The sequence below is a fragment of the Mariniflexile sp. TRM1-10 genome (assembly GCF_003425985.1).
In the GTDB taxonomy this organism is placed as follows: domain Bacteria; phylum Bacteroidota; class Bacteroidia; order Flavobacteriales; family Flavobacteriaceae; genus Mariniflexile.
In genome coordinates this window covers 1,279,801-1,298,674 of record NZ_CP022985.1, presented here as the reverse complement: position 1 = coordinate 1,298,674, position 18,874 = coordinate 1,279,801, and the positions used below count along the sequence as shown (strand labels likewise).

The window sequence follows — 18,874 nt, the reverse complement described above, 5'->3', positions numbered from 1 at the left end:
TTATGGAAACAATAGCCGTTGAAAAATACACGTTTAAGGATTTTGTAAGCAATCAAGAAGTGCGTTGGTGCCTCGGTTGCGACGATTATGTTATTTTACGTTCTATGCAAAAGGCACTTCCGGAAATGGGTGTAAAGAAAGAAGATGTCGTCTTTATTTCTGGTATAGGGTGTTCCTCAAGATTTCCGTATTATATGGATACATACGGCATGCATGGAATTCACGGTAGAGCACCAGCCATAGCATCGGGAGTTAAGTTGGCAAATCCAAATTTAAGTGTTTGGGTCATTACTGGCGATGGTGATTCTATGGCGATAGGAGGGAATCATTTTATTCATGTTTTACGTAGAAATATAGACTTAAATATTATTCTGTTCAATAATGAAATTTACGGTTTAACCAAAGGACAGTTTTCACCAACCTCTCTTGTTGGTCAAAAAACAAAATCATCACCTTACGGAAATACGCAACCTCCTTTCCAACCAGGGGAATTAGCCATAGGCGCCCAAGCTCGGTTTTTTGCAAGGATAGGAGGGAATACTCCAAAAGAAATGACCGATATTTTTATTCAAGCTGAAAAATTTAACGGCACATCACTAATTGAAGTATTACAAAATTGTGTGATTTTTAATGATGGTTGCTATACCCAGTTTACCGATAAAGACATTCGGGAGGATAAACAGTTGTTTGTTGAACACGGAAAGCCTATGGTTTTTGGTAAAAATAGAGATAAAGGTCTGGTGTTAAATGGATTAAAATTGGAAGTTGTAACTATAGGGGAAAATGGTATTGAAGAAGCCGATATCTTAGTCCATAATGCAAAAGAACAAGACCCAACCATGCATCAAATGTTAGTACGATTAAAATTTCCGTTAGTAACAGGTATCATAAGAAGTTTTGATGATGTTACTTTAGAAGAAAGAGAAGACGCTTTAACTAAAGCAGTCAAATCCAATTCAAAATTCAAAAAAACCGATGACCTTTTCTTTTCAGGTGAAATTTATGAGGTGAAATAAGTAATATCATTTAAATTACCTGAGTTATAAATTTTCAATGATCAATATTCAAAGTTTAAAGTTCAGAGTTTATGCCGATGAAGTTTGTGATATACGATTCAACGATTACACGGTTAAACCGTTAAAAGTTACAAAGTAAGTTTATCACCTTGAACTAAGATGTTGTAATGATATCGTTTTTTATTTAACTATTTAAACACTTAGATGTCAGATTACATGACATCGAAATCACGTCAAGTAATACTATTTAAACCAAAGCAGTAAATCCTAAAAACGCTAGTGATAAAAGTCCTGCAACTAATAAATTAATGGGGACGCCTTTCATGCCTTTGGGAATGTTGGCAAGTTCTAATTGCTCCCGTATGCTAGCAAAAACTATTAAAGCCAAACCAAAACCCAGTGAGTTTGATATGGCAAAAAACACCGCCTTTATTAAACTGCTATTTTCTAAACCCAGTGCTAAAATGGCAACACCTAAAACGGCACAGTTAGTGGTTATTAAAGGAAGAAAAACCCCTAAAGCTTGATATAATGCCGGACTTACTTTTTTCAAAATAATTTCAACCATTTGAACCAAAGCAGCAATGACTAAAATAAATGTGATGGTTCTTAGGTAGTCCAATCCGCTAGGGATTAAAACATATTGATGTAATAAGTAAGTTACTGTTGTGGCAATCGTCATTACAAATAAAACGGCTCCAGACATTCCAATAGATGTGGAAACTTTATTTGAAACACCCAAAAACGGACAGATCCCTAAAAATTGAGATAGCACGATATTGTTTACAAATACGGCAGCTATGAGTATAATTACATAATCCATATCTAAATTGTTTTAGTTGTTAAACGATTAAAAAGTACCGTTAAATAAGACAGAGCAATAAATGCCCCCGGTGGTAAAATGAACAGAATGAAGGTATTTGCATTTTCAGGAACAAATGATAAACCAAATAAGCTACCACTTCCCAGTATTTCGCGAACAGCACCTAAAACGGTTAAAGCCAATACAAAGCCCAAACCCATTCCTAAAGCGTCAAAGATTGAAGCGGTCAGGTTGTTTTTTGAAGCAAACGCTTCAGCTCGACCAAGTATTAAACAGTTTACTACAATCAAGGGAATAAAAATGCCCAGTTGTTCGTATAAAAACGGAATAAAAGCTTCTAAAATCATTTCTACAATAGTTACAAATGACGCTATTATGATGATGAAGGCAGGAATACGAACCTTACTTGGTATTTGGGATTTAACTAGAGATACCACGATGTTGGACATTAATAATACAAACAAGGTGGCAATTCCCATACCTAAGCCATTATATGCGGATGAGGTAACCCCTAATGTTGGGCACATACCTAGGAGCATTACAAAAATGGGGTTTTCTTTAACGATTCCCTTTAAGAAATTTTGCTTTTGATTGAGTTCTTTGGCCATGGTTCTTAATGTTTAGATTCTTTAGTTGATTCGAGGTTTTTAACATAAACACTGTATGCCATTTGAGCAGCTTCAGTAAATGCTCTGGAGCTAATGGTTGCTCCTGTTAGGGCGTCAACATCGCCATTGTCTTTTTTAACTTTTAGTTTGAATGCTGAAGGATCTATATTTTCAAATTGTTTTAAAAATGATTTATCTTTCATTTTAGTACCTAAACCAGGTGTTTCCTTTTGTTCTAAAACGGCTATATTTTGAATTGATCCATCGGGTTTAAAACCGACCATAATCTTTACCAAGCCACTAAATCCTTTTTCGGAATAGCTAATAACGGCCGCTCCAACAAATTCATTGCTTTTAAAAGCAGGATACACTTCAATACTATCGGTAGCTAAGTCTGTTTTAAATTTTTTTAAATCTTCAACAGGATTATTGTCGAATTCAGGAAGCACTTGCTTTAATGCGTTTATTTTTTTGTTTAGCTGGGCTTTTGCCTTTGGCTCTATGGTTAAATCGTTTACAAAGCCTAAAGCCAAACCAGATAGGAGTGTTATCAATAAAAGCGGCATTGCCATGTTTAAAAATGTGGATTCTTTTTTGCTCATGATTACACGATTTTAACTTTTATCTTAGAACCAAATCTTCGAGGTTTAAAATATTTGTTCATTAATGGTACAAAGGCGTTCATAATTAAAATAGCAAAGGAAATACCCTCAGGATATGCTCCGAAAAGCCGAATTAAAACGGTTAGCACTCCAATACCAATAGCAAAAATTACCATGCCTTTTTTGGTCATAGGGCTCGTCACTAAATCGGTTGCCATAAAAAAGGCACCCAAAATAGCTCCACCAGATAAAATATGAATGACAGGGTTGGCATAGTGTTCTGGGTTTATTACCCAAAAAACACCTGTAAAAACCACCATGGTAAGTATCAGGGTTATAGGTATGTGCCAAGAAATAACTTTTCTTATTATTAAATAAACACCTCCGAGTAATAATACCAGGGCGGACATTTCGCCAAGAGAACCTCCTGTAAAACCAAATAACATATCTATGGCAGAAGGAATTCTTGTGCTGATTTCGGTCATGGTATCACCAGCCAATAGGCCTTCTTTTATAGTGCCTAAAGAGGTCGCTCCAGTAACGGCATCAACTAATGTTGTGTTGTTTTCAATCGCAGTTGGCCACATCGTCATTTGTACAGGGAATGATACCAATAAAAACACACGACCTACCAAAGCAGGGTTGAATATATTAAAGCCTAAGCCACCAAAGGATAATTTTGCAATACCAATGGCAACTAATGCACCAACAACAACCATCCAAATGGGTAGGTTTGAAGGTAAATTAAATGCTAATAAAATACCGGTGAGTAAGGCCGATCCATCGGTTATGGTTACATCCGATTTCAATAGGTATTTTTGAATTAAGTATTCAAATAATACACAGGATGTAATAGCTACCGAAGTAACAATTAAAGCACTCATTCCAAAAACATATATAGAAACCAAAAAAGCAGGTATTAATGCGATTATCACATCATACATAAGTTTTTTTGATGTTCTGTCTGAATGAACATGTGGAGACGCCGATACGATTATAGGTTGATTGCTCATAGCTAATTTTTAGAAGTGTTTAATTTTTTGACACTATTTTTCCCAAATCTTATATAGTCTAGCAACGGACGATGCGATGGGCAAACATAACTACAAGAACCACACTCAATACAGGTCATGATATCTTCTGCTGAAGCATTTTCAAACATGCCTTTTTCAGATAAATTCATAAGAAGATGAGGTTCTAATCCCATTGGGCAAACATTAATGCACTCACTGCAACGAATGCAGTTTTTTGGTTCGCCTCTGCTAGCTTCATCTTCAGAAATAATTAAAATTCCAGAAGTTCCTTTTGTTACGGGAACATCTAGGTTTTTAATGGCTTTCCCCATCATCGGACCACCATTAACTATTTTACGGGTGCCTTCGGGTAAACCACCAACTTCGTCAACTAAATCCTTAATGGGAGTGCCTATTTTAACCCAGTAATTTGAAGCATTTTTAACTTTTTTACCAGTCACTGTTACGACACGTTCGGTTAATGGTTTATTATGCTGAATAGCTTGATAAATGGCAAAAATGGTTCCTACATTATGCACGATAACACCAACATCCAGTGGTAATCCGTTTTTAGGAACTTCCCTGTTTAATATGGCTCTTACAAGTTGTTTTTCTCCACCTTGTGGGTATTTCACCTGTAACGCTGCTACTTTAATGGTGTTATCATCTTTAGTGAGTGTTTTAAAGAGATCGATAGCATCTTTTTTATTATTCTCAATCCCAATAATAGCTTTGTCAATATGTAATGCAAAGAGCAATATTTTTATACCGACTATTATTTCTTCCGCTTTTTCAAGCATTAAACGATGGTCGGCGGTTAAATAAGGTTCGCATTCTACACCATTAATAATAAGATGATCTATGATAGTTCCTTCTTTAATATTTAATTTTACATGGGATGGAAATGTGGCGCCACCTAATCCAACAATGCCAAAATCATTTATTTTTTGTAAAATAGCTTTGGGTTCTATTTCAATATCGGTTTTTAAAGGATATTCTATATCTTCAAAATTCGATGTGTCTTTAGGATCTGTTCTAATAACAATACATTGTTTTTTATAACCACTTGTATCTATTATTTTATCAAGTTTTGTTACTGTTCCTGCAACTGGTGAATGTACATTGGAAGATACATAGCCGCCAGATTTTGCTATAACTTGTCCAATTTTCACCTTGTCTTTGGTGTCAACGATTATTTCCGCCGGAATCCCTATATGTTGCGATATGGGGACATATACAACTTTAGGTACCGTCATTTTTTTGATACCTTCTGAAGATGTTATTTTATTTTCTGGAGGATGAATTCCGCCTTTTGGAAATGTCTTAATCATCGGTTTCTGGTTTTTCAGATTCAGCAATAGCTTCCACTGTAGGTTCAACCTTCTTTACTTTTTTTGGTGGAAAATTGGTTTCTATAATAGAGTGTGTTGGACATATATCGACACATTTTCTACAGAGTGTGCAGGCAATAGCATCTATATAAGCCAAATTGTTTTCCATGGTTATGGCATCTTTGGGGCAAATATCTTGGCATTTAGAGCATCCAATACATGCCACATCGCAAGCTTTTTTAGCAATGCCAGCTTTATCTTCGTTTAGGCAACCAACAAATATTTTTAAATCCCTTTTGTGCTTAGGACGCATTTCAATAATATCTCTGGGGCAAGCTTCGGCACAAGCGCCACAGGACGTACATTTATCTGTAATAACAACAGGCAACCCTGTGTTTTCATCCATGTACATGGCATCAAACTTACACACTGCAACACAATCGCCATCGCCTAAACAGCCATACTGGCAATCGGTTTCTCCACTATATATCATTGCTGAAATAGTACAGGAACGCGGTCCTTGGTACTCGGTGGTTTTTGGTCGAACATCACAGCCACCCTGGCAAAGGACCACAGCGAGTGTCGGGTCTTTTTCTGCAACTTCTTTACCTAAAATTTCGGCAACCTGCTTCATGACAGTGTTGCCTCCGACAGGGCAAAATAATTCAGATATATCTTCTGTTTTAACTAGTTTTTCGGCAAAAGCTTTGCAGCCAGGAGATCCACATCCTCCACAATTGGCAGCCGGTAATAATTCGTCAGCCTTTGCAATTAATGGATCCTCATAAACATAGAATTTTTTAGAAACCACATACAACACAATGGCGGCAATGACTCCTAAAGAAGCTAATAATAAAACACTATATAGGACGGAGTTTGACATACTTCATTATGTTTTTAGTATTGAAATTTTAAAAACACTTTTAAGAGCGTTTTTAAAATAATAGAGTACCAGATAATAGGGTAGTAACACAAGGATGGAAAGGATTCCTGCTATCCACTCTTCTAAAAAGTAAGATGAAATGATAAGGGTGCAAAACATTAAAATAAATGGGAAGATATATGCCCAAAAGACTGCTTTAAAACCCAATGCTTTTTTTAAAACAATATTGACAATTTCATTGATTTTAAAAGAGTCGGATGTATTAAATACCTCTATCTCTTTTGTGCTGGATTCTGAAATGCCACATCCTGCCTTAGCTTTACACGATTCGCAATGTATATTTTGTTCTAAGGATACAATAACAGAATCGCCAGTTATCTTTGAGATGATACCAGAATGTATAAATTGATTATTATTAGTTTGAGCGTTCATAACTACCTCTAGTTATACTGAAATTCATAGGGGGAAGTTAGTATTTTGCTATTGGCAATTTTATGATTTATGTCAGCTATTGAAATTATTCGTAAGTTTTATTCGTATTTTGCGATTAAAGAAAATAAATAGGACGTTTTTTTTCATTTTACGTAAAACCTATTAAGTCTATAAGAATTATAGGAAATAGATTTGATATTTACAAATTAAGTGCTATTTTTGCATAGATTTTTTTCTATGTGATTATAGATGAAACAACGCAATAAAGCATAAAACTCCTAACTTTATTATAGCAGTAGGATGGATATTAAAATAAACATAACAGATAGAGCAGGTGTAACACACGAAGTTTTGGCACCTACGGATATGGCGATGAATTTAATGGAAGTTGTTCGTTCTTACGAATTGGCTCCAGAGGGAACTATCGGTATTTGTGGCGGTATGGCTATGTGTGCTTCTTGCCAGTGTTATGTATTGAGCAATACGGCTTTGCCAGAAATGAGCGATGACGAAGAAGCCATGCTTTCTGAAGCTTTTGATGTAAGGGAAAATAGTCGTCTAGGATGTCAAATTCAAATGACTCCCGATATGAATGGTCTTGAGGTAGAATTAGCTCCAGAGAGTTAATCCATTATACCTGCGAAAACAGTAACCCCCTAACGTAAAACCCATTGTGTTTTCAAATAATAGAGTTTAATCTTTTTATTCGTTAATAAGGCTTATTTTTTCGTTTACCTTATCCATAAAGTTGTGTAAATAACTAGGGACATTACCTTTTATTTGGTCTATTCTCCAACTTTTAACCGTACCGTTTCTAGAATATTCAATAAAAAGACCGCCAGCATCAGCATAATCAGGGCAGCCAAGTGTGCTTTCTTTTTCTGACAACAATTTTGTTGGGAAATAATCAATTAAATCTTTAACAGCTTCAAATTTAGTAGTGTCTAAAACTTCAAAATTAAAAGGTTCGTTAGCATAATTATCGTTAGAATCTTCATATAATTTTTCATTGGTCAGCTTAAAGATTTCTACACAGCTTTCTCCAATGCAATATCCATAAAAGTGACCAAATATTAAGTAATCACCTTTGGTTAATTGAATCTCATCATTAGAGCTGCAGCCATAAACAAAAAGTGATAATAAGAAGATTGAAATGGCCTTTTCCATGTGTTTGGTTTTTATTATTAGATATAAAAAATAGCCTTTGGTTGCGTCAATCTATTAAGGACTTGTTTTATAGTCAATCAATTTCCTTGGGCCTTCAAGCAATAGTCTTACTATTTGAAGGACGCCATCATCATTGGTATCGATATACCATTTGATTAATGAAATTTCACCGTTTTCAATTTCAATACCAGTAATACTCCTTGGGTGAACACAACTGCCATCGTTAAAAAAAGCAATGTCTCCAGGTTCAGGAAAACGAGGTCGATGCGTGTGACCAACAATAGTTACCAAATTATCGTTTTCAATAATCCATTTTTTGGTTCGACGTTCTACTTTTATAAGTTCGCTGTAGTTTTTGGCAGGACTTGTTGGATCCGCAATTCCCATGACATTCAACGGTTTCCAAAGTATTCTAACCATAAAGCGACTCCATTTCCAAAATAAATAATTCCACCAATCGGCTTGATGCCCGTGGGTTAAAAACAGGTCTTGGTTTGTCGTTGTATTTTTTAAAATAATGCCTTCGTGGTATTCAATCCCAGGGAATAAGTCAACATCAATACCCAAAGTTTTATCAAAATAAGTAAATACATGCTTTTTCACATAATTTGGGTTTCTGTAAACCATATCGTGGTTTCCCCATATCATGTGCAGTTTGTTCTCTTTGTGGAATTGGCGCATGAGCATGTACACATTTTTATGTGCTTCAAAAATGGGTTTAAACGAGAGGTTTTCCCAAAGTTCATCGCCATCACCAAGTTCACAATACTGAAAACCTTCAGCATAATAATGTTTTAAGGCATGAAAATAAATGTTTCTGTTATTGGCAAAATCGTCTGCAAAACTATTGTCACCTCGGTGGCAATCACTAAACAAAATAAATTTACTAGCATCATCAAAGTTGATGATTTTAGCTTTTTTATAAGCATTATCTAACCGTTTTTTAGATGAAAACATAAGAGTAAATGTAATCAAAATATTAGGAAAAAAAAGACCAGTGAGGTTTTAAAACCTCACTGGTCTAATCATATCAAATAATTCAATATTTAACGAAACGCATTTAGTATTCCAACAGTTAAGTTGCCATGCTGTTCTTGATTGAATACCGTTTGTGCCTTAATTTTTTAGAAAGCTACTTTCTATACAGTGGATCTGCGCCTATGGTGCCAACCAATTCTTTTAAATATTTAGGGGATTTTACATGGTCATAAGATTTTTTTACTGATTTCAATCGCTCTTTAATGTTCATTTCTTCAATTAATATATCGTTGTTTGGGTTTGCGATAAACGCTTCCAAATAGGCTAATTGGGAATCATAAAAACGAATGTCTTTTTGCTGTTTTAAAACCAATCTTTGTTTGTACCAATCGCTCTTCAATACGTAATTTCTATTGAAATACTGACGTAATTCGGGGTTGTCAATGGTTTTTCCCTCATAGTTGCCATACGCCATGATGTGCAATAGTATTTTTAAAGGTGGTATTGCTGCTTTAACACTGCCATCTTCAAAATAGCTTAATGCCACTTTTTGTTGTGCTTCAACAATGTTTTTAATACCATCTACATAATCTTCAATGCCTTGAATTTCAGGTTTTAGCATGCGTTCGTTAAAAACGGCTGTAGGTTCATCAAACAATCTATTCATGCATCTTAGTGCAAATGTTTTTGTAATTCTATAGCCTAATCTACTTGCCAATATGATTTCGCCATGGTACTCGAAATCATCCAATTTTTCTAAGGAACCGTTTGCAATTAGCTGTTTGGGATCTCTATCTTTTGGCTCCAATCGTGCCCAGATTTCTGGAATAAGCAAACTGACGTCATGGTCAATTTTATTTTCAGCTCCTACATATCCAGCTGCTGTGCTAAACCCATTTGATTCTGTTAAAATGTGAGACAATAGCGCATTATTCAAATCGGTAGTTGGTGTTAGCATATTAAATGGGGCTTTGGTTAAGGCTCCTTCTGAACCTGCTCCGGTTGTTGATGGTGACTTACCTGTTAGGCTACAGATAAAGTCCATAAACAATTCGGGGGTTTCTTGATAGTGAATTGGATTATACACCGCCAAAGGTCGAATGCCCGCAACCTTATCAACAGGGTTGTTTCGTCTGCCAGGAAGTACCGCATTTACCACATGAATAACGGGTTCGTCAAATTTTATTTTTCGAAGTAAACGCACACCCATATCTGCTAAATAACTAGCCTCAGTTTCTTCAATATGTCTGCTTGGCTCCAAATAGCGGGGATTGGCAGTGGGTTCGCCATTCACAATCCTAGTGTGTGATGGCAGTACAAAAAATGCTTCGTCGTCGTTGCTGTTTACGATATTGGTAATGAAATCTTTAACGGGTTGCGTGTATTTGTCAAAGTTGATGGTGTCCTCATAAATGGCAATGGCATCGGCTTTTTTCAACAATTCATAGTTTGTTAAAAAGCGACCATTTGAAATAATATCCAATTCTGCGTTTTTATCGTAGCCTCTTACAACGGCTTCATCAGGTCTTTGGAACAAATGCGCTTCGCAATTGGTGAGTACTTTTACACTTTTGTTGGAGTATTCTGGATTCAGGTTTTTTATCTGTTCTCTAGGTAATGTTATTGAAGCAGTAATGTCGTCTTCGGTTTGGATTTTTTCACAAGGAGAAAAATCAGATCTCAATTTATTTAGCATCCAGTTTCCTTTTTGGTTGAACCCAATACGCACATAACTACCCACCACTGGGGTGTTATTATACAAAAGACCTGTTCCTTTTTGTCCATTGATTATTTCTACCGACATGTAATCTTTCCAGTTTAGCGCGCCGTGTGCTTGTCTGTATAATCGTTTTACAAAAAGCACCAACGATCTGATATGTACAGGGATGTTTCTTAAAAATTCGTTGAATTCATCTGAGTTTTCTTCTGATGGGGTAAGCAGTTTTACCGCCGAACTCAAGCTTCTGTCTTCACTTAAAAAATGTCTCGATTTTGGTCTATTCGGGTCTTTGATTTTCCAACGCGTAGAATAATTGAACTCTATGATTTCATCTGCTTTTTTGAAATCTTCATCAATGTCATGAATATTAAACGTACTGTAAGTAATGGCGTTTTGCATAGATTTTGAAATCTCAGATTTCCCACCACCTGATACGGTACAGGGTTTATGACAAAAAACACCCTCAGCAAAAGTATCTACAATACGCCATAAGTTAATGCTCTTGTGTTTTTCCAATCTGAATTTATTACCAGTAGGGTGCACATAGGTTTTGTATGGTGATATGGTTAGTTTTTGATCTTTTCCATTATGCTTCCAGATAATGCTATTGGTGTTGGTGTTTACATAAGAAAACTCTGGAATGTAAACAATATTGGGATATTTTTTGTCGATGGCATAGTTTTCAGGCATGACTTCTATATTATTTCCTAGTAGTGTTATAACTTCTTCAAAAGAGTGCTTATTATTATGAAATTCTGAGTAATCCCTTCCGTCTAAGGTGTCACCCATAACTCTTCTTGCAAAGGCCATTGCGCCTCCGGCATGTTCCTCTTCAACTAAACCAAATAAATTTGCAGAGTAGCTGATTTGGGTTTTGATTTCTTTTTTTGAGTAACCGTAATAATTATCGGCTATTAATGTAATGACGACACCTCTGTCGTCCCTGCACGTCACTTTAAAAGCATTGCCATCATTATAAATGTCGTTGGCATCATTCCAATACATACCATCTCTTTTTTGACGTTCTGTAGCGTCGTTAAAATGGGGCAATCCAACAGCTTTCTTTTTAAGGGTTGTTAATTGGGGAGCCAAAATAATGCATCCAGTATGACCTGTCCAATGTTCGGTGTCCAATGCGGCATCGTTTTGTGCTAAATTTGGGTCTCCTGCATTTCCAAAGATAGACTCAACAAAGTCTAAATTACTCACCAAGTTGCCTGGTGCAAAAAAGCGAACTTCCATAGATTTTTTGGTAATAACACCTTTTACTTCTGGACACACAATAGGCCTTAAAAGCATCGATACCATTGTTTTTGCCTTGTTTTCTTGGTTGCTGGTAAATGGAAGTATTTTTAAATCGTCAGATGGATTAAAGGCTGCATTCAAAAAGTGGGCAAAAGTAATTTTTGGCACTTCTTTTTTATCTAATGGTACAGGTAAATCACCTTCTACAATATGGAAAGTGCCTTTTGTGGTTCTTTTGTCATTTAATGGGTTGTTTAAAATTCCTTGCTTTATTCTATTGGATGTAACCAGTTCACTTTTAAAAGTATTGCCATTAGGGGGCAAGCTCACTTCTCTAGCGTGTCCTTTTTTAGATAGTATTAATGTATTGTTGGGCAGTTTATAGGATTTGTTTATAAAAACCTTGTTTAAGTAATCATCTATAAAATTTTGAATTCTTGAATCTGCGGGACAATGGTGGTCTGCCAGTAATCTGGATTTTTCACGTATACTTTTTATCATTCCAGAGGTAAGCGCTTCAAATTTTGGATCGCAAAATTTTTCATCACTATCCTCATAATCTTTGTAAATAGGCTGTCCTAGGGCTGCTAATTGTAAATTGATAAATTGTACAATGTCTTTTCTTGATTCTTGCATGGCTTTAAAAAATTCGTTATTCAACAACAAAGTTAAGTCAGGAGTTTTTTTTAAAACCTGTCGAAAATCAGTTATTGTCTAAATTTTTATTTCAAAGCTTAAATGGTGTAACATGCTTTTTATCGAAAAGTCAAGATAAGTTCAGCGTCAAGAATGGTTAATAGACCATCTTGAAATAAGTATTGGTTTATATTGAAAATAAGGAACCTATTTAAAAGCATTTAAGCCAGTTATATCCAGTCCCGTGATAAGCAAATGAATATCGTGCGTACCTTCATAAGTAATAACACTTTCAAGATTCATAGCGTGGCGCATAATAGAGTATTCGCCAGTTATACCCATGCCTCCAAGTATTTGGCGTGCTTCTCGGGCTATTGTAATGGCCATATCTACATTGTTGCGTTTTGCCATAGATATTTGAGCTGAGGTTGCTTTGTTTTCATTACGCAAAACCCCAAGTCGCCAAGTTAAAAGTTGTGCCTTGGTAATTTCGGTAATCATTTCAGCTAATTTTTTTTGTTGCAGTTGAAATTGGCCTATGGGTTTACCAAATTGCATACGTTCTTTACTATATCTAAGTGCTGTATCGTAACAATCCATGGCTGCGCCAATAGCACCCCAAGCAATGCCGTATCGTGCAGAATCTAAACACCCAAGTGCTGCGCCCAATCCAGATTTATTAGGCAATATATTTTCTTTAGGCACTTTTACATTATCAAAAATAAGTTCACCTGTTGCAGATGCGCGAAGCGACCATTTATTATGTGTTTCTGGAGTTGTAAAACCTTCCATGCCACGTTCAACCAGTAAACCATGTATTTTTCCAGTTTCATCTTTAGCCCAAACAACGGCTACTTGTGCAAAAGGTGCATTGCTTATCCACATTTTAGCACCATTTAAAAGGTAATGGTCGCCCATGTCCTTGAAGTTGGTTACCATGCCACTTGGGTTACTGCCGTGGTCGGGTTCGGTTAAACCAAAGCAACCCATCCATTCACCACTTGCCAATTTGGGTAAGTATTTTTGACGTTGGGCTTCGGTGCCATATTTCCAGATGGGATACATGACTAAACTAGATTGTACCGAAGCGGTACTGCGGACTCCAGAATCGCCACGTTCTATTTCCTGCATAATCAAACCATAACTAATTTGGTCCAAGCCAGCTCCACCGTATTCCACAGGAATGTAAGGACCAAAAGCACCAATTTCTGCCAAACCATTAATAATTTGCATGGGGAATTCTGCTTTTTGGGCATATGTTTCAATTATAGGAGAGACCTCACGTTTTACCCAAGCCCTGGCAGCATTTCGAACTAATTTATGCTCTTCGGAAAGTAAATCATCAAGATTATAATAATCGGGTGCTTCAAATAAATCTGGTTTCATCTGGTCATTTTATTATAAATTAATGACAGAGGCATTTACTACCGTTCGTGACATTAATTTTGATTTTTTGACTTATTCAAAATAAAATAATTAGCAAAAGCAGTATTTTTTTATGAATTTATCATTATATGGTCTCAAATTTAATTAATTCCAATGGTATTATGACATTTTTAAATAGAAATCTTTTGTCAGATTTATATAGTCTTCTGTATATTCGTGGCGCCCTGTTTCAATAATAAGGGTTTCTTTTTTTATGACGCTACTTCGACTTTGCTCAGCACAGGTTTCGCTGAACGAGAACGCTATGAGGCTTCTTTTAATTTCTGAAGAAGGATTTCCTTTTACCTGTAAAATTCTGTTTGGGAATAAATGGAATGTTGCAGCTATTTTAATGAATGATGCTTCTTCTTTAAAAGGTATAATAACAGAAAAGATGCCGTTTTCGGATAATAACTTAGAAACGCTTTCAATTAGATGGTCAAAAGGTAAGGCGTCGTTAAATCGGGCTAAATCGCGTTGTAGGTTTTCAGATTTATAATCTTCTGAATAAAAAGGCGGATTTGATATAATGAGGTCGTATTGGTCTTCAATTTCTGCAACAAACTCATCTAAAGACGCATGGTAGCAAAAGAGTCTGTCTCCCCAAGGCGATTGTTCAAAATTATTTACACATTGTTCGTAGGCATCGTCGTCAATTTCAATAGCGTCAATAAGTTCGGCATGACTACGTTGTGCTAGCATGAGCGCTACAATACCTGTGCCTGCACCAATGTCTAATATGGAAAACGGATTTTGTTGTATAGGGGTCCAAGCACCCAGAAGTACGCCATCGGTACCAATTTTCATGGCACATTTATCTTGGTTGATTTCGAATTGTTTGAATTTGAACGGTTTATTAGACATGTTTTTTTTGTTAAAATTTCATAAAAAAACCTTAAAAGGCTAGTTAAATTATTTCAAAATATATTAAATTGTGAGAAAAATAAGTTTGAGTTATTGCCGTTATTAATATGGTGATATGGATTATGGATGTGATGTATGGATGTGAAAACAATACGCATCTTAAAAAAATTTATTGTAGGTACTAAACTAAAGATTATTTATATGAAGTCATTAGAAAAAATTTTAAGTAAGCTCAATAATTTGTTAATTATGAATTACGAGATTGAAAAAGTTTATTTGGAAGCTCAAGATTTAGCTGCTGATGATAACTTAAAAGCATTTTTTAGAGAAAGAAGCTTTGAAAGAAACGAATTTGGCAGGCAGTTAAGAGCTGAAATTGTAAAGTTAGAGGGCAAGCCCAAACAATTGAATGTATCAAGCAGTGATTTTGATAGAATTTGGATGAATTTTAGAGATCTCATTATATCAAATAATGAAACTGATTTGATGGAGGAAATTTATAGTTTAAAAAAATTTAATATTGAAAAATATAATGAGTTACTAAGGCAAATTAACTTACCGTTATCAACATGTAAGTTGTTGATAAAACAACAAGATAGTATTTATAACCATATGAATGCCATGAAAAGGGAAGAAGAATTTGTTCTCTAAAATAAGTAAAACAAAAACAGGGGTGATTTTTTAAAATCACCCCTGTTTTTTTATAAATTACCCCTAAAATTATAAATACAAATCAATCAATCCTTCTGGGGTTTTAACGAAAACCGTTTTATTTTTTCTATCTACTTTTTCAATAAACTCATCATTCATAGGGATAAGAATTTCTTTCCCATTGTTTTCAACTTCAAATAAGGCTTGCGCGGTAGAATCATTAATGCCAACGATAGTGCCCACTTTTCCATAATTTATATCTTCCATAGTAAACCCAATAACTTCATGAAAATAGAATTTGTTGCCTTCTAGTTTTGGTAAAAACTCGAGTGGTAAATACACATCGCTTTTTATTAAAGAGTCGGCATCGGCTTCGTTTGTAACATCTTCAAACTGCACACGCAATAAATCTGATTTATGAAGCTGTGAGCGTTCAATAAAAAAGGGGAGTAATGTGTTACGGACCTCAATAAACACGGCGTCAAGGTCTTCATATAATTCAGGTTGGTCGGTATCCAATTTAATTAAAAGTTCACCTTTAAAACTATATTTTGATACAATTTTACCTAAATAAAAACAATCTTCTTTCTTCATTGAGTGTTAGTTTTTTCATTTCCATGAAGATGGAAATCTTCCTTTTTAAAATATAAAATCCCCTTCTCTAAGGGACTATGCAAAAATGACACTTTTTTGCATAAAAAACTCCGATACATGTATCGGAGTTTAAAAGTATAAAAAACTATTTTTTTATTCTTCTTCTTTTGGTGCTTCAGCTTCAGTAGCAGGAGCTTCTTCGGTAGCAGTTTCTTCAGCCACAACCTCAGTTGCTTCTTCTTCTACAACTTCTTCCTCTTCAACAACAGGAGCAGCGGCAGCAATACGAGCTTCGTTAGCAGCTTTTTCAGCTTCTAACGCTTTAGCTTTAGCTTCAGCTTGTGCTTTAGCTAAACCATCGGTTTTAGCACCAACTTTACCTGCTTTTTCTTCTAACCAGGCAGTAAATTTAGCTTCAGCTTGTTCTTCTGTTAAAGCACCTTTTCTAACACCACCTGCAAGGTGATTTTTTAGTAAAGCACCTTTGTAAGATAAAATAGCTTTAGCTGTGTCGGTTGGTTGTGCACCATTTTGCAACCATTGTACAGCGCCATCAACATTTAAATCTATAGTTGCTGGGTTTGTGTTTGGGTTATAAATACCTAATTTTTCAAGATATTTACCATCTCTTTTTGATCGTACATCGGCTGCAACAATCCAGTAAAAAGGTTTCCCTTTTTTACCATGTCTTTGTAATCTAATTTTTACTGGCATAATAATTAATTATTTGAGGTTCTCGACCTCGGTTATTAATGAGGGCGCAAAGATAATATTTTATTTCTAATTATCAATGCTTTATTTTATTCCAAAATTGATTCTTTAAAATAATAAGCAAACAGGCGTGGGTACTTTTACATCATGTAAAAAAGTAAGTGTTCCCGTGGAAGCGTCTATACTAAAAACGGCTATGTTTTGGCTTTTTTGGTTGGCAACCAATAAAAATTTTCCAGTAGGGTCAAGGGTAAAATTTCTTGGCCAATCGCCATGAACTGGTACCGTTTGAATTTTTTCTAAGGTGCCATCATATTTATTTCTTTTGAAAACTACGATGGTATTTTCACCTCGGTTGGAACCATATAAATAAAGTTCGTTTTTAGATAAATGAATATCGGCACAAGCATTTTTTTCTTTATAATTTTCATCTAAAGTGGTATCGTAATCAATCTGTTCAAAACCAGAGTCTGTTTTTTTAACCGAAGTTACAGAGCTTCCGTACTCGTTAATGATATAGATGAATTGACCGTTTTTTGTTAAAGCAAAATGTCTTGGGCCTGGGTTTTCGGTGGTTTTAAAAATTGAAGGCGTAGCCAATTCATAACTGTTATTTTTTAGCTTGTATTGATAAACAGCATTCATGCCCAAGTCGGCTATAAATAATTCATCTCTAAAAAATTGACCGGAATGTGCATGAGATACTTTATCTGTGGTGTTGTATTCAAAAACTTGGGAGGCTTCATTGAGTTTTCCGTCCCTTGAAATGCTATAAACGGCTGCACTACCTCCACGATAATTTGAAACAACAGCTTTATTTCCCTGCTTGTTTAACGAAATATGGCAGGGACCTGTGCCATTACTGCTTACTTTGTTTAAAAACTTTAATAAGCCGTTTTCTTGAATTTTAAAAGAAGAAACAGAGCCGCCAAGGCTTTCGCTTACGGCGTATAAATATTTTTTATTTGGTGAGTATGTTATAAATGAAGGATTTTCGGTCGCTATAGCTAATTGTAAATGACTAAGTTCTCCTGTTTTTTGGTTAAACTGTAACTTGTAAATGCCTTCGCTGGAACCATCGGTATAGGTGCCAACATATAGCGGAATATTTTGAGCTTTGATGTTTAAAAAAATAAATGCAGTTGCAAGAAATAGTAATAGATGTTTCATTTTGTTTTAGTTGAATGGTTTCAAAAAAATTGAACATTAAATGTAAAGTTTTTAAGTTATTAAAACCATTTAAATTTCATAAATGTTAGAAACTGTTTAAGTTTTGTTTATTGATGCTTTTTTGAATTATTTTTGGGTCAGATGAGGCGGATTTTTTTTTTAACAGCAGAGCTATTAGAAAAAAATTCAACGAAATATGGGTCAAAAAGAAACAAAAAATGGCTTTTAGATAAAATTTAAACAGTTTCTTAAAATAAGAGCCAATCTGTTAAAGCCCTGTAGAATACTGCTAAAGTTTGTTAAAAAATCGGTTCTTCTCCTTATTTGTCTTATATTAAAAAATGCAGATGTGAAACAATACACATCTTAAAATAAATTATTGAAATTTTAAAATGTAAGTGATGTTATGAAATACGCAGAAAAAATCTCTAATAAATTAAACGAATTGCTAATAAAGAATTATGATGCTGAAAAAAGGTATTTAAGTGCTATAGATACTATAGAAGATGGCAGGTTGAAAATGTTTTTTAAGCGAAGAGCTACAGACCGAAGCAAATTTGCGAAAGAATTAAGAACGGAAATCTTGCGTTATGGTCAAATTCCCGACGACTCGGGTAGTTTAACAGAAACCCTTAACAGAAATTGGGTAAATCTAAAATCTCTATTGAATTCTAATAATGAAAAGGTCGTTTTAGAAGCGGCTATTGAGTTTGAGGAAGGCATTTTAGAAGATTATAATGAGTTTTTAAAAGACAGGACATTACCACCAAGTATAGATTCGTTATTGATAACACATTAAAATGCTATTCAATCAGCAATAAATACCGAAAAGTCATATAAAGAAATGGTGTCATAATATAGGCATGAGGTAAAAGTAAGCGCGGTCCATTTGGATTGCGTTTTTTTTGTTTAAAACTCTTAATAACTTTAACTTTTGAAAGTGATATAATTCTGTACTTTTATAAACTTCGTTTGAGAATTCTAAACGATTTAACATCAAATATC

The 18,874-nt window shown here is 35.0% G+C and carries 19 protein-coding genes; 4 read left to right on the top strand and 15 right to left on the bottom strand.

Annotated elements, in window-relative coordinates:
- Positions 1-2: 2 nt before the first annotated feature.
- Entirely contained in the window at positions 3-1,016 is a 1,014-nt protein-coding gene (locus CJ739_RS05545) for a 2-oxoacid:ferredoxin oxidoreductase subunit beta (protein WP_117173227.1), read from the top strand.
- A 247-nt stretch (positions 1,017-1,263) separates the two neighbouring features.
- On the opposite strand, the gene CJ739_RS05540 is transcribed toward CJ739_RS05545, so the two are convergent.
- The 7 genes from CJ739_RS05540 to CJ739_RS05510 are packed head-to-tail and all read right to left on the bottom strand — an operon-like array spanning position 1,264 to position 6,708.
- Positions 1,264-1,839 (bottom strand): electron transport complex protein RnfA, encoded by a 576-nt coding sequence (locus CJ739_RS05540; protein ID WP_117173225.1) that lies wholly within the window; start codon positions 1,837-1,839, stop codon positions 1,264-1,266.
- A 2-nt stretch (positions 1,840-1,841) separates the two neighbouring features.
- Positions 1,842-2,447, bottom strand: coding sequence for an RnfABCDGE type electron transport complex subunit E (locus tag CJ739_RS05535; protein WP_117173223.1), 606 nt, complete (start codon positions 2,445-2,447; stop codon positions 1,842-1,844).
- 5 nt (positions 2,448-2,452) lie between these two features.
- The gene (locus CJ739_RS05530; protein ID WP_117173221.1) at positions 2,453-3,049 is read right to left on the bottom strand and encodes an RnfABCDGE type electron transport complex subunit G; all 597 of its coding nucleotides are present in this window, start codon (positions 3,047-3,049) and stop codon (positions 2,453-2,455) included.
- A 2-nt stretch (positions 3,050-3,051) separates the two neighbouring features.
- A complete protein-coding gene (locus CJ739_RS05525; protein ID WP_117173219.1) occupies positions 3,052-4,062 on the bottom strand; it encodes an RnfABCDGE type electron transport complex subunit D in 1,011 nt (336 codons plus the stop codon).
- 2 nt (positions 4,063-4,064) lie between these two features.
- The gene (gene rsxC, locus CJ739_RS05520) at positions 4,065-5,393 is read right to left on the bottom strand and encodes an electron transport complex subunit RsxC (RefSeq protein WP_117173218.1); all 1,329 of its coding nucleotides are present in this window, start codon (positions 5,391-5,393) and stop codon (positions 4,065-4,067) included.
- Positions 5,386-6,276 (bottom strand): Fe-S cluster domain-containing protein, encoded by an 891-nt coding sequence (locus CJ739_RS05515; protein ID WP_117173213.1) that lies wholly within the window; start codon positions 6,274-6,276, stop codon positions 5,386-5,388. Before CJ739_RS05515 ends, rsxC begins: the two co-directional genes overlap by 8 nt.
- Positions 6,277-6,282: 6 nt before the next feature.
- Positions 6,283-6,708, bottom strand: coding sequence for a SoxR reducing system RseC family protein (locus CJ739_RS05510; RefSeq protein WP_117173211.1), 426 nt, complete (start codon positions 6,706-6,708; stop codon positions 6,283-6,285).
- 300 nt (positions 6,709-7,008) lie between these two features.
- Here CJ739_RS05510 and CJ739_RS05505 point away from each other — a divergent pair, with 300 nt between their 5' ends.
- Positions 7,009-7,335, top strand: coding sequence for a 2Fe-2S iron-sulfur cluster-binding family protein (locus CJ739_RS05505; RefSeq protein WP_117173209.1), 327 nt, complete (start codon positions 7,009-7,011; stop codon positions 7,333-7,335).
- 75 nt (positions 7,336-7,410) lie between these two features.
- Here CJ739_RS05505 and CJ739_RS05500 read toward each other — a convergent pair whose 3' ends face one another.
- The 5 genes from CJ739_RS05500 to CJ739_RS05480 form a co-directional block, all read right to left on the bottom strand.
- Positions 7,411-7,875: a hypothetical protein gene (locus tag CJ739_RS05500; RefSeq protein ID WP_117173207.1), complete on the bottom strand. Its 465-nt coding sequence runs from the start codon at positions 7,873-7,875 to the stop codon at positions 7,411-7,413.
- Between the two features lie 54 nt (positions 7,876-7,929).
- Positions 7,930-8,832, bottom strand: a complete 903-nt coding sequence (locus tag CJ739_RS05495) for a metallophosphoesterase family protein (RefSeq protein ID WP_117173205.1) — start codon at positions 8,830-8,832, stop codon at positions 7,930-7,932.
- Between the two features lie 175 nt (positions 8,833-9,007).
- Positions 9,008-12,454 (bottom strand): PPi-type phosphoenolpyruvate carboxykinase family protein, encoded by a 3,447-nt coding sequence (locus CJ739_RS05490; RefSeq protein WP_117178765.1) that lies wholly within the window; start codon positions 12,452-12,454, stop codon positions 9,008-9,010.
- A gap of 207 nt (positions 12,455-12,661) precedes the next feature.
- Entirely contained in the window at positions 12,662-13,840 is a 1,179-nt protein-coding gene (locus tag CJ739_RS05485; RefSeq protein WP_117173203.1) for an acyl-CoA dehydrogenase family protein, read from the bottom strand.
- A 159-nt stretch (positions 13,841-13,999) separates the two neighbouring features.
- A complete protein-coding gene (locus tag CJ739_RS05480) occupies positions 14,000-14,743 on the bottom strand; it encodes a tRNA1(Val) (adenine(37)-N6)-methyltransferase (RefSeq protein WP_117173201.1) in 744 nt (247 codons plus the stop codon).
- A 201-nt stretch (positions 14,744-14,944) separates the two neighbouring features.
- Here CJ739_RS05480 and CJ739_RS05475 point away from each other — a divergent pair, with 201 nt between their 5' ends.
- The gene (locus CJ739_RS05475) at positions 14,945-15,394 is read left to right on the top strand and encodes a DUF2383 domain-containing protein (protein ID WP_162880139.1); all 450 of its coding nucleotides are present in this window, start codon (positions 14,945-14,947) and stop codon (positions 15,392-15,394) included.
- Between the two features lie 69 nt (positions 15,395-15,463).
- Here CJ739_RS05475 and rimM read toward each other — a convergent pair whose 3' ends face one another.
- The 3 genes from rimM to CJ739_RS05460 all read right to left on the bottom strand — a co-directional run bounded on the left by rimM (position 15,464) and on the right by CJ739_RS05460 (position 17,869).
- Complete coding sequence (rimM, locus tag CJ739_RS05470) at positions 15,464-15,988, bottom strand: ribosome maturation factor RimM (RefSeq protein ID WP_117173197.1); 525 nt, start codon at positions 15,986-15,988, stop codon at positions 15,464-15,466.
- Between the two features lie 153 nt (positions 15,989-16,141).
- On the bottom strand, positions 16,142-16,702 hold the full coding sequence (locus CJ739_RS05465) for a 30S ribosomal protein S16 (protein ID WP_117173195.1): 561 nt from the start codon (positions 16,700-16,702) through the stop codon (positions 16,142-16,144).
- A gap of 105 nt (positions 16,703-16,807) precedes the next feature.
- Complete coding sequence (locus tag CJ739_RS05460; RefSeq protein ID WP_117173193.1) at positions 16,808-17,869, bottom strand: lactonase family protein; 1,062 nt, start codon at positions 17,867-17,869, stop codon at positions 16,808-16,810.
- A 406-nt stretch (positions 17,870-18,275) separates the two neighbouring features.
- On the opposite strand from CJ739_RS05460, the gene CJ739_RS05455 reads away from it, so the two are divergent.
- Complete coding sequence (locus CJ739_RS05455; RefSeq protein ID WP_117173191.1) at positions 18,276-18,668, top strand: ferritin-like domain-containing protein; 393 nt, start codon at positions 18,276-18,278, stop codon at positions 18,666-18,668.
- Positions 18,669-18,874 lie beyond the last annotated feature (206 nt).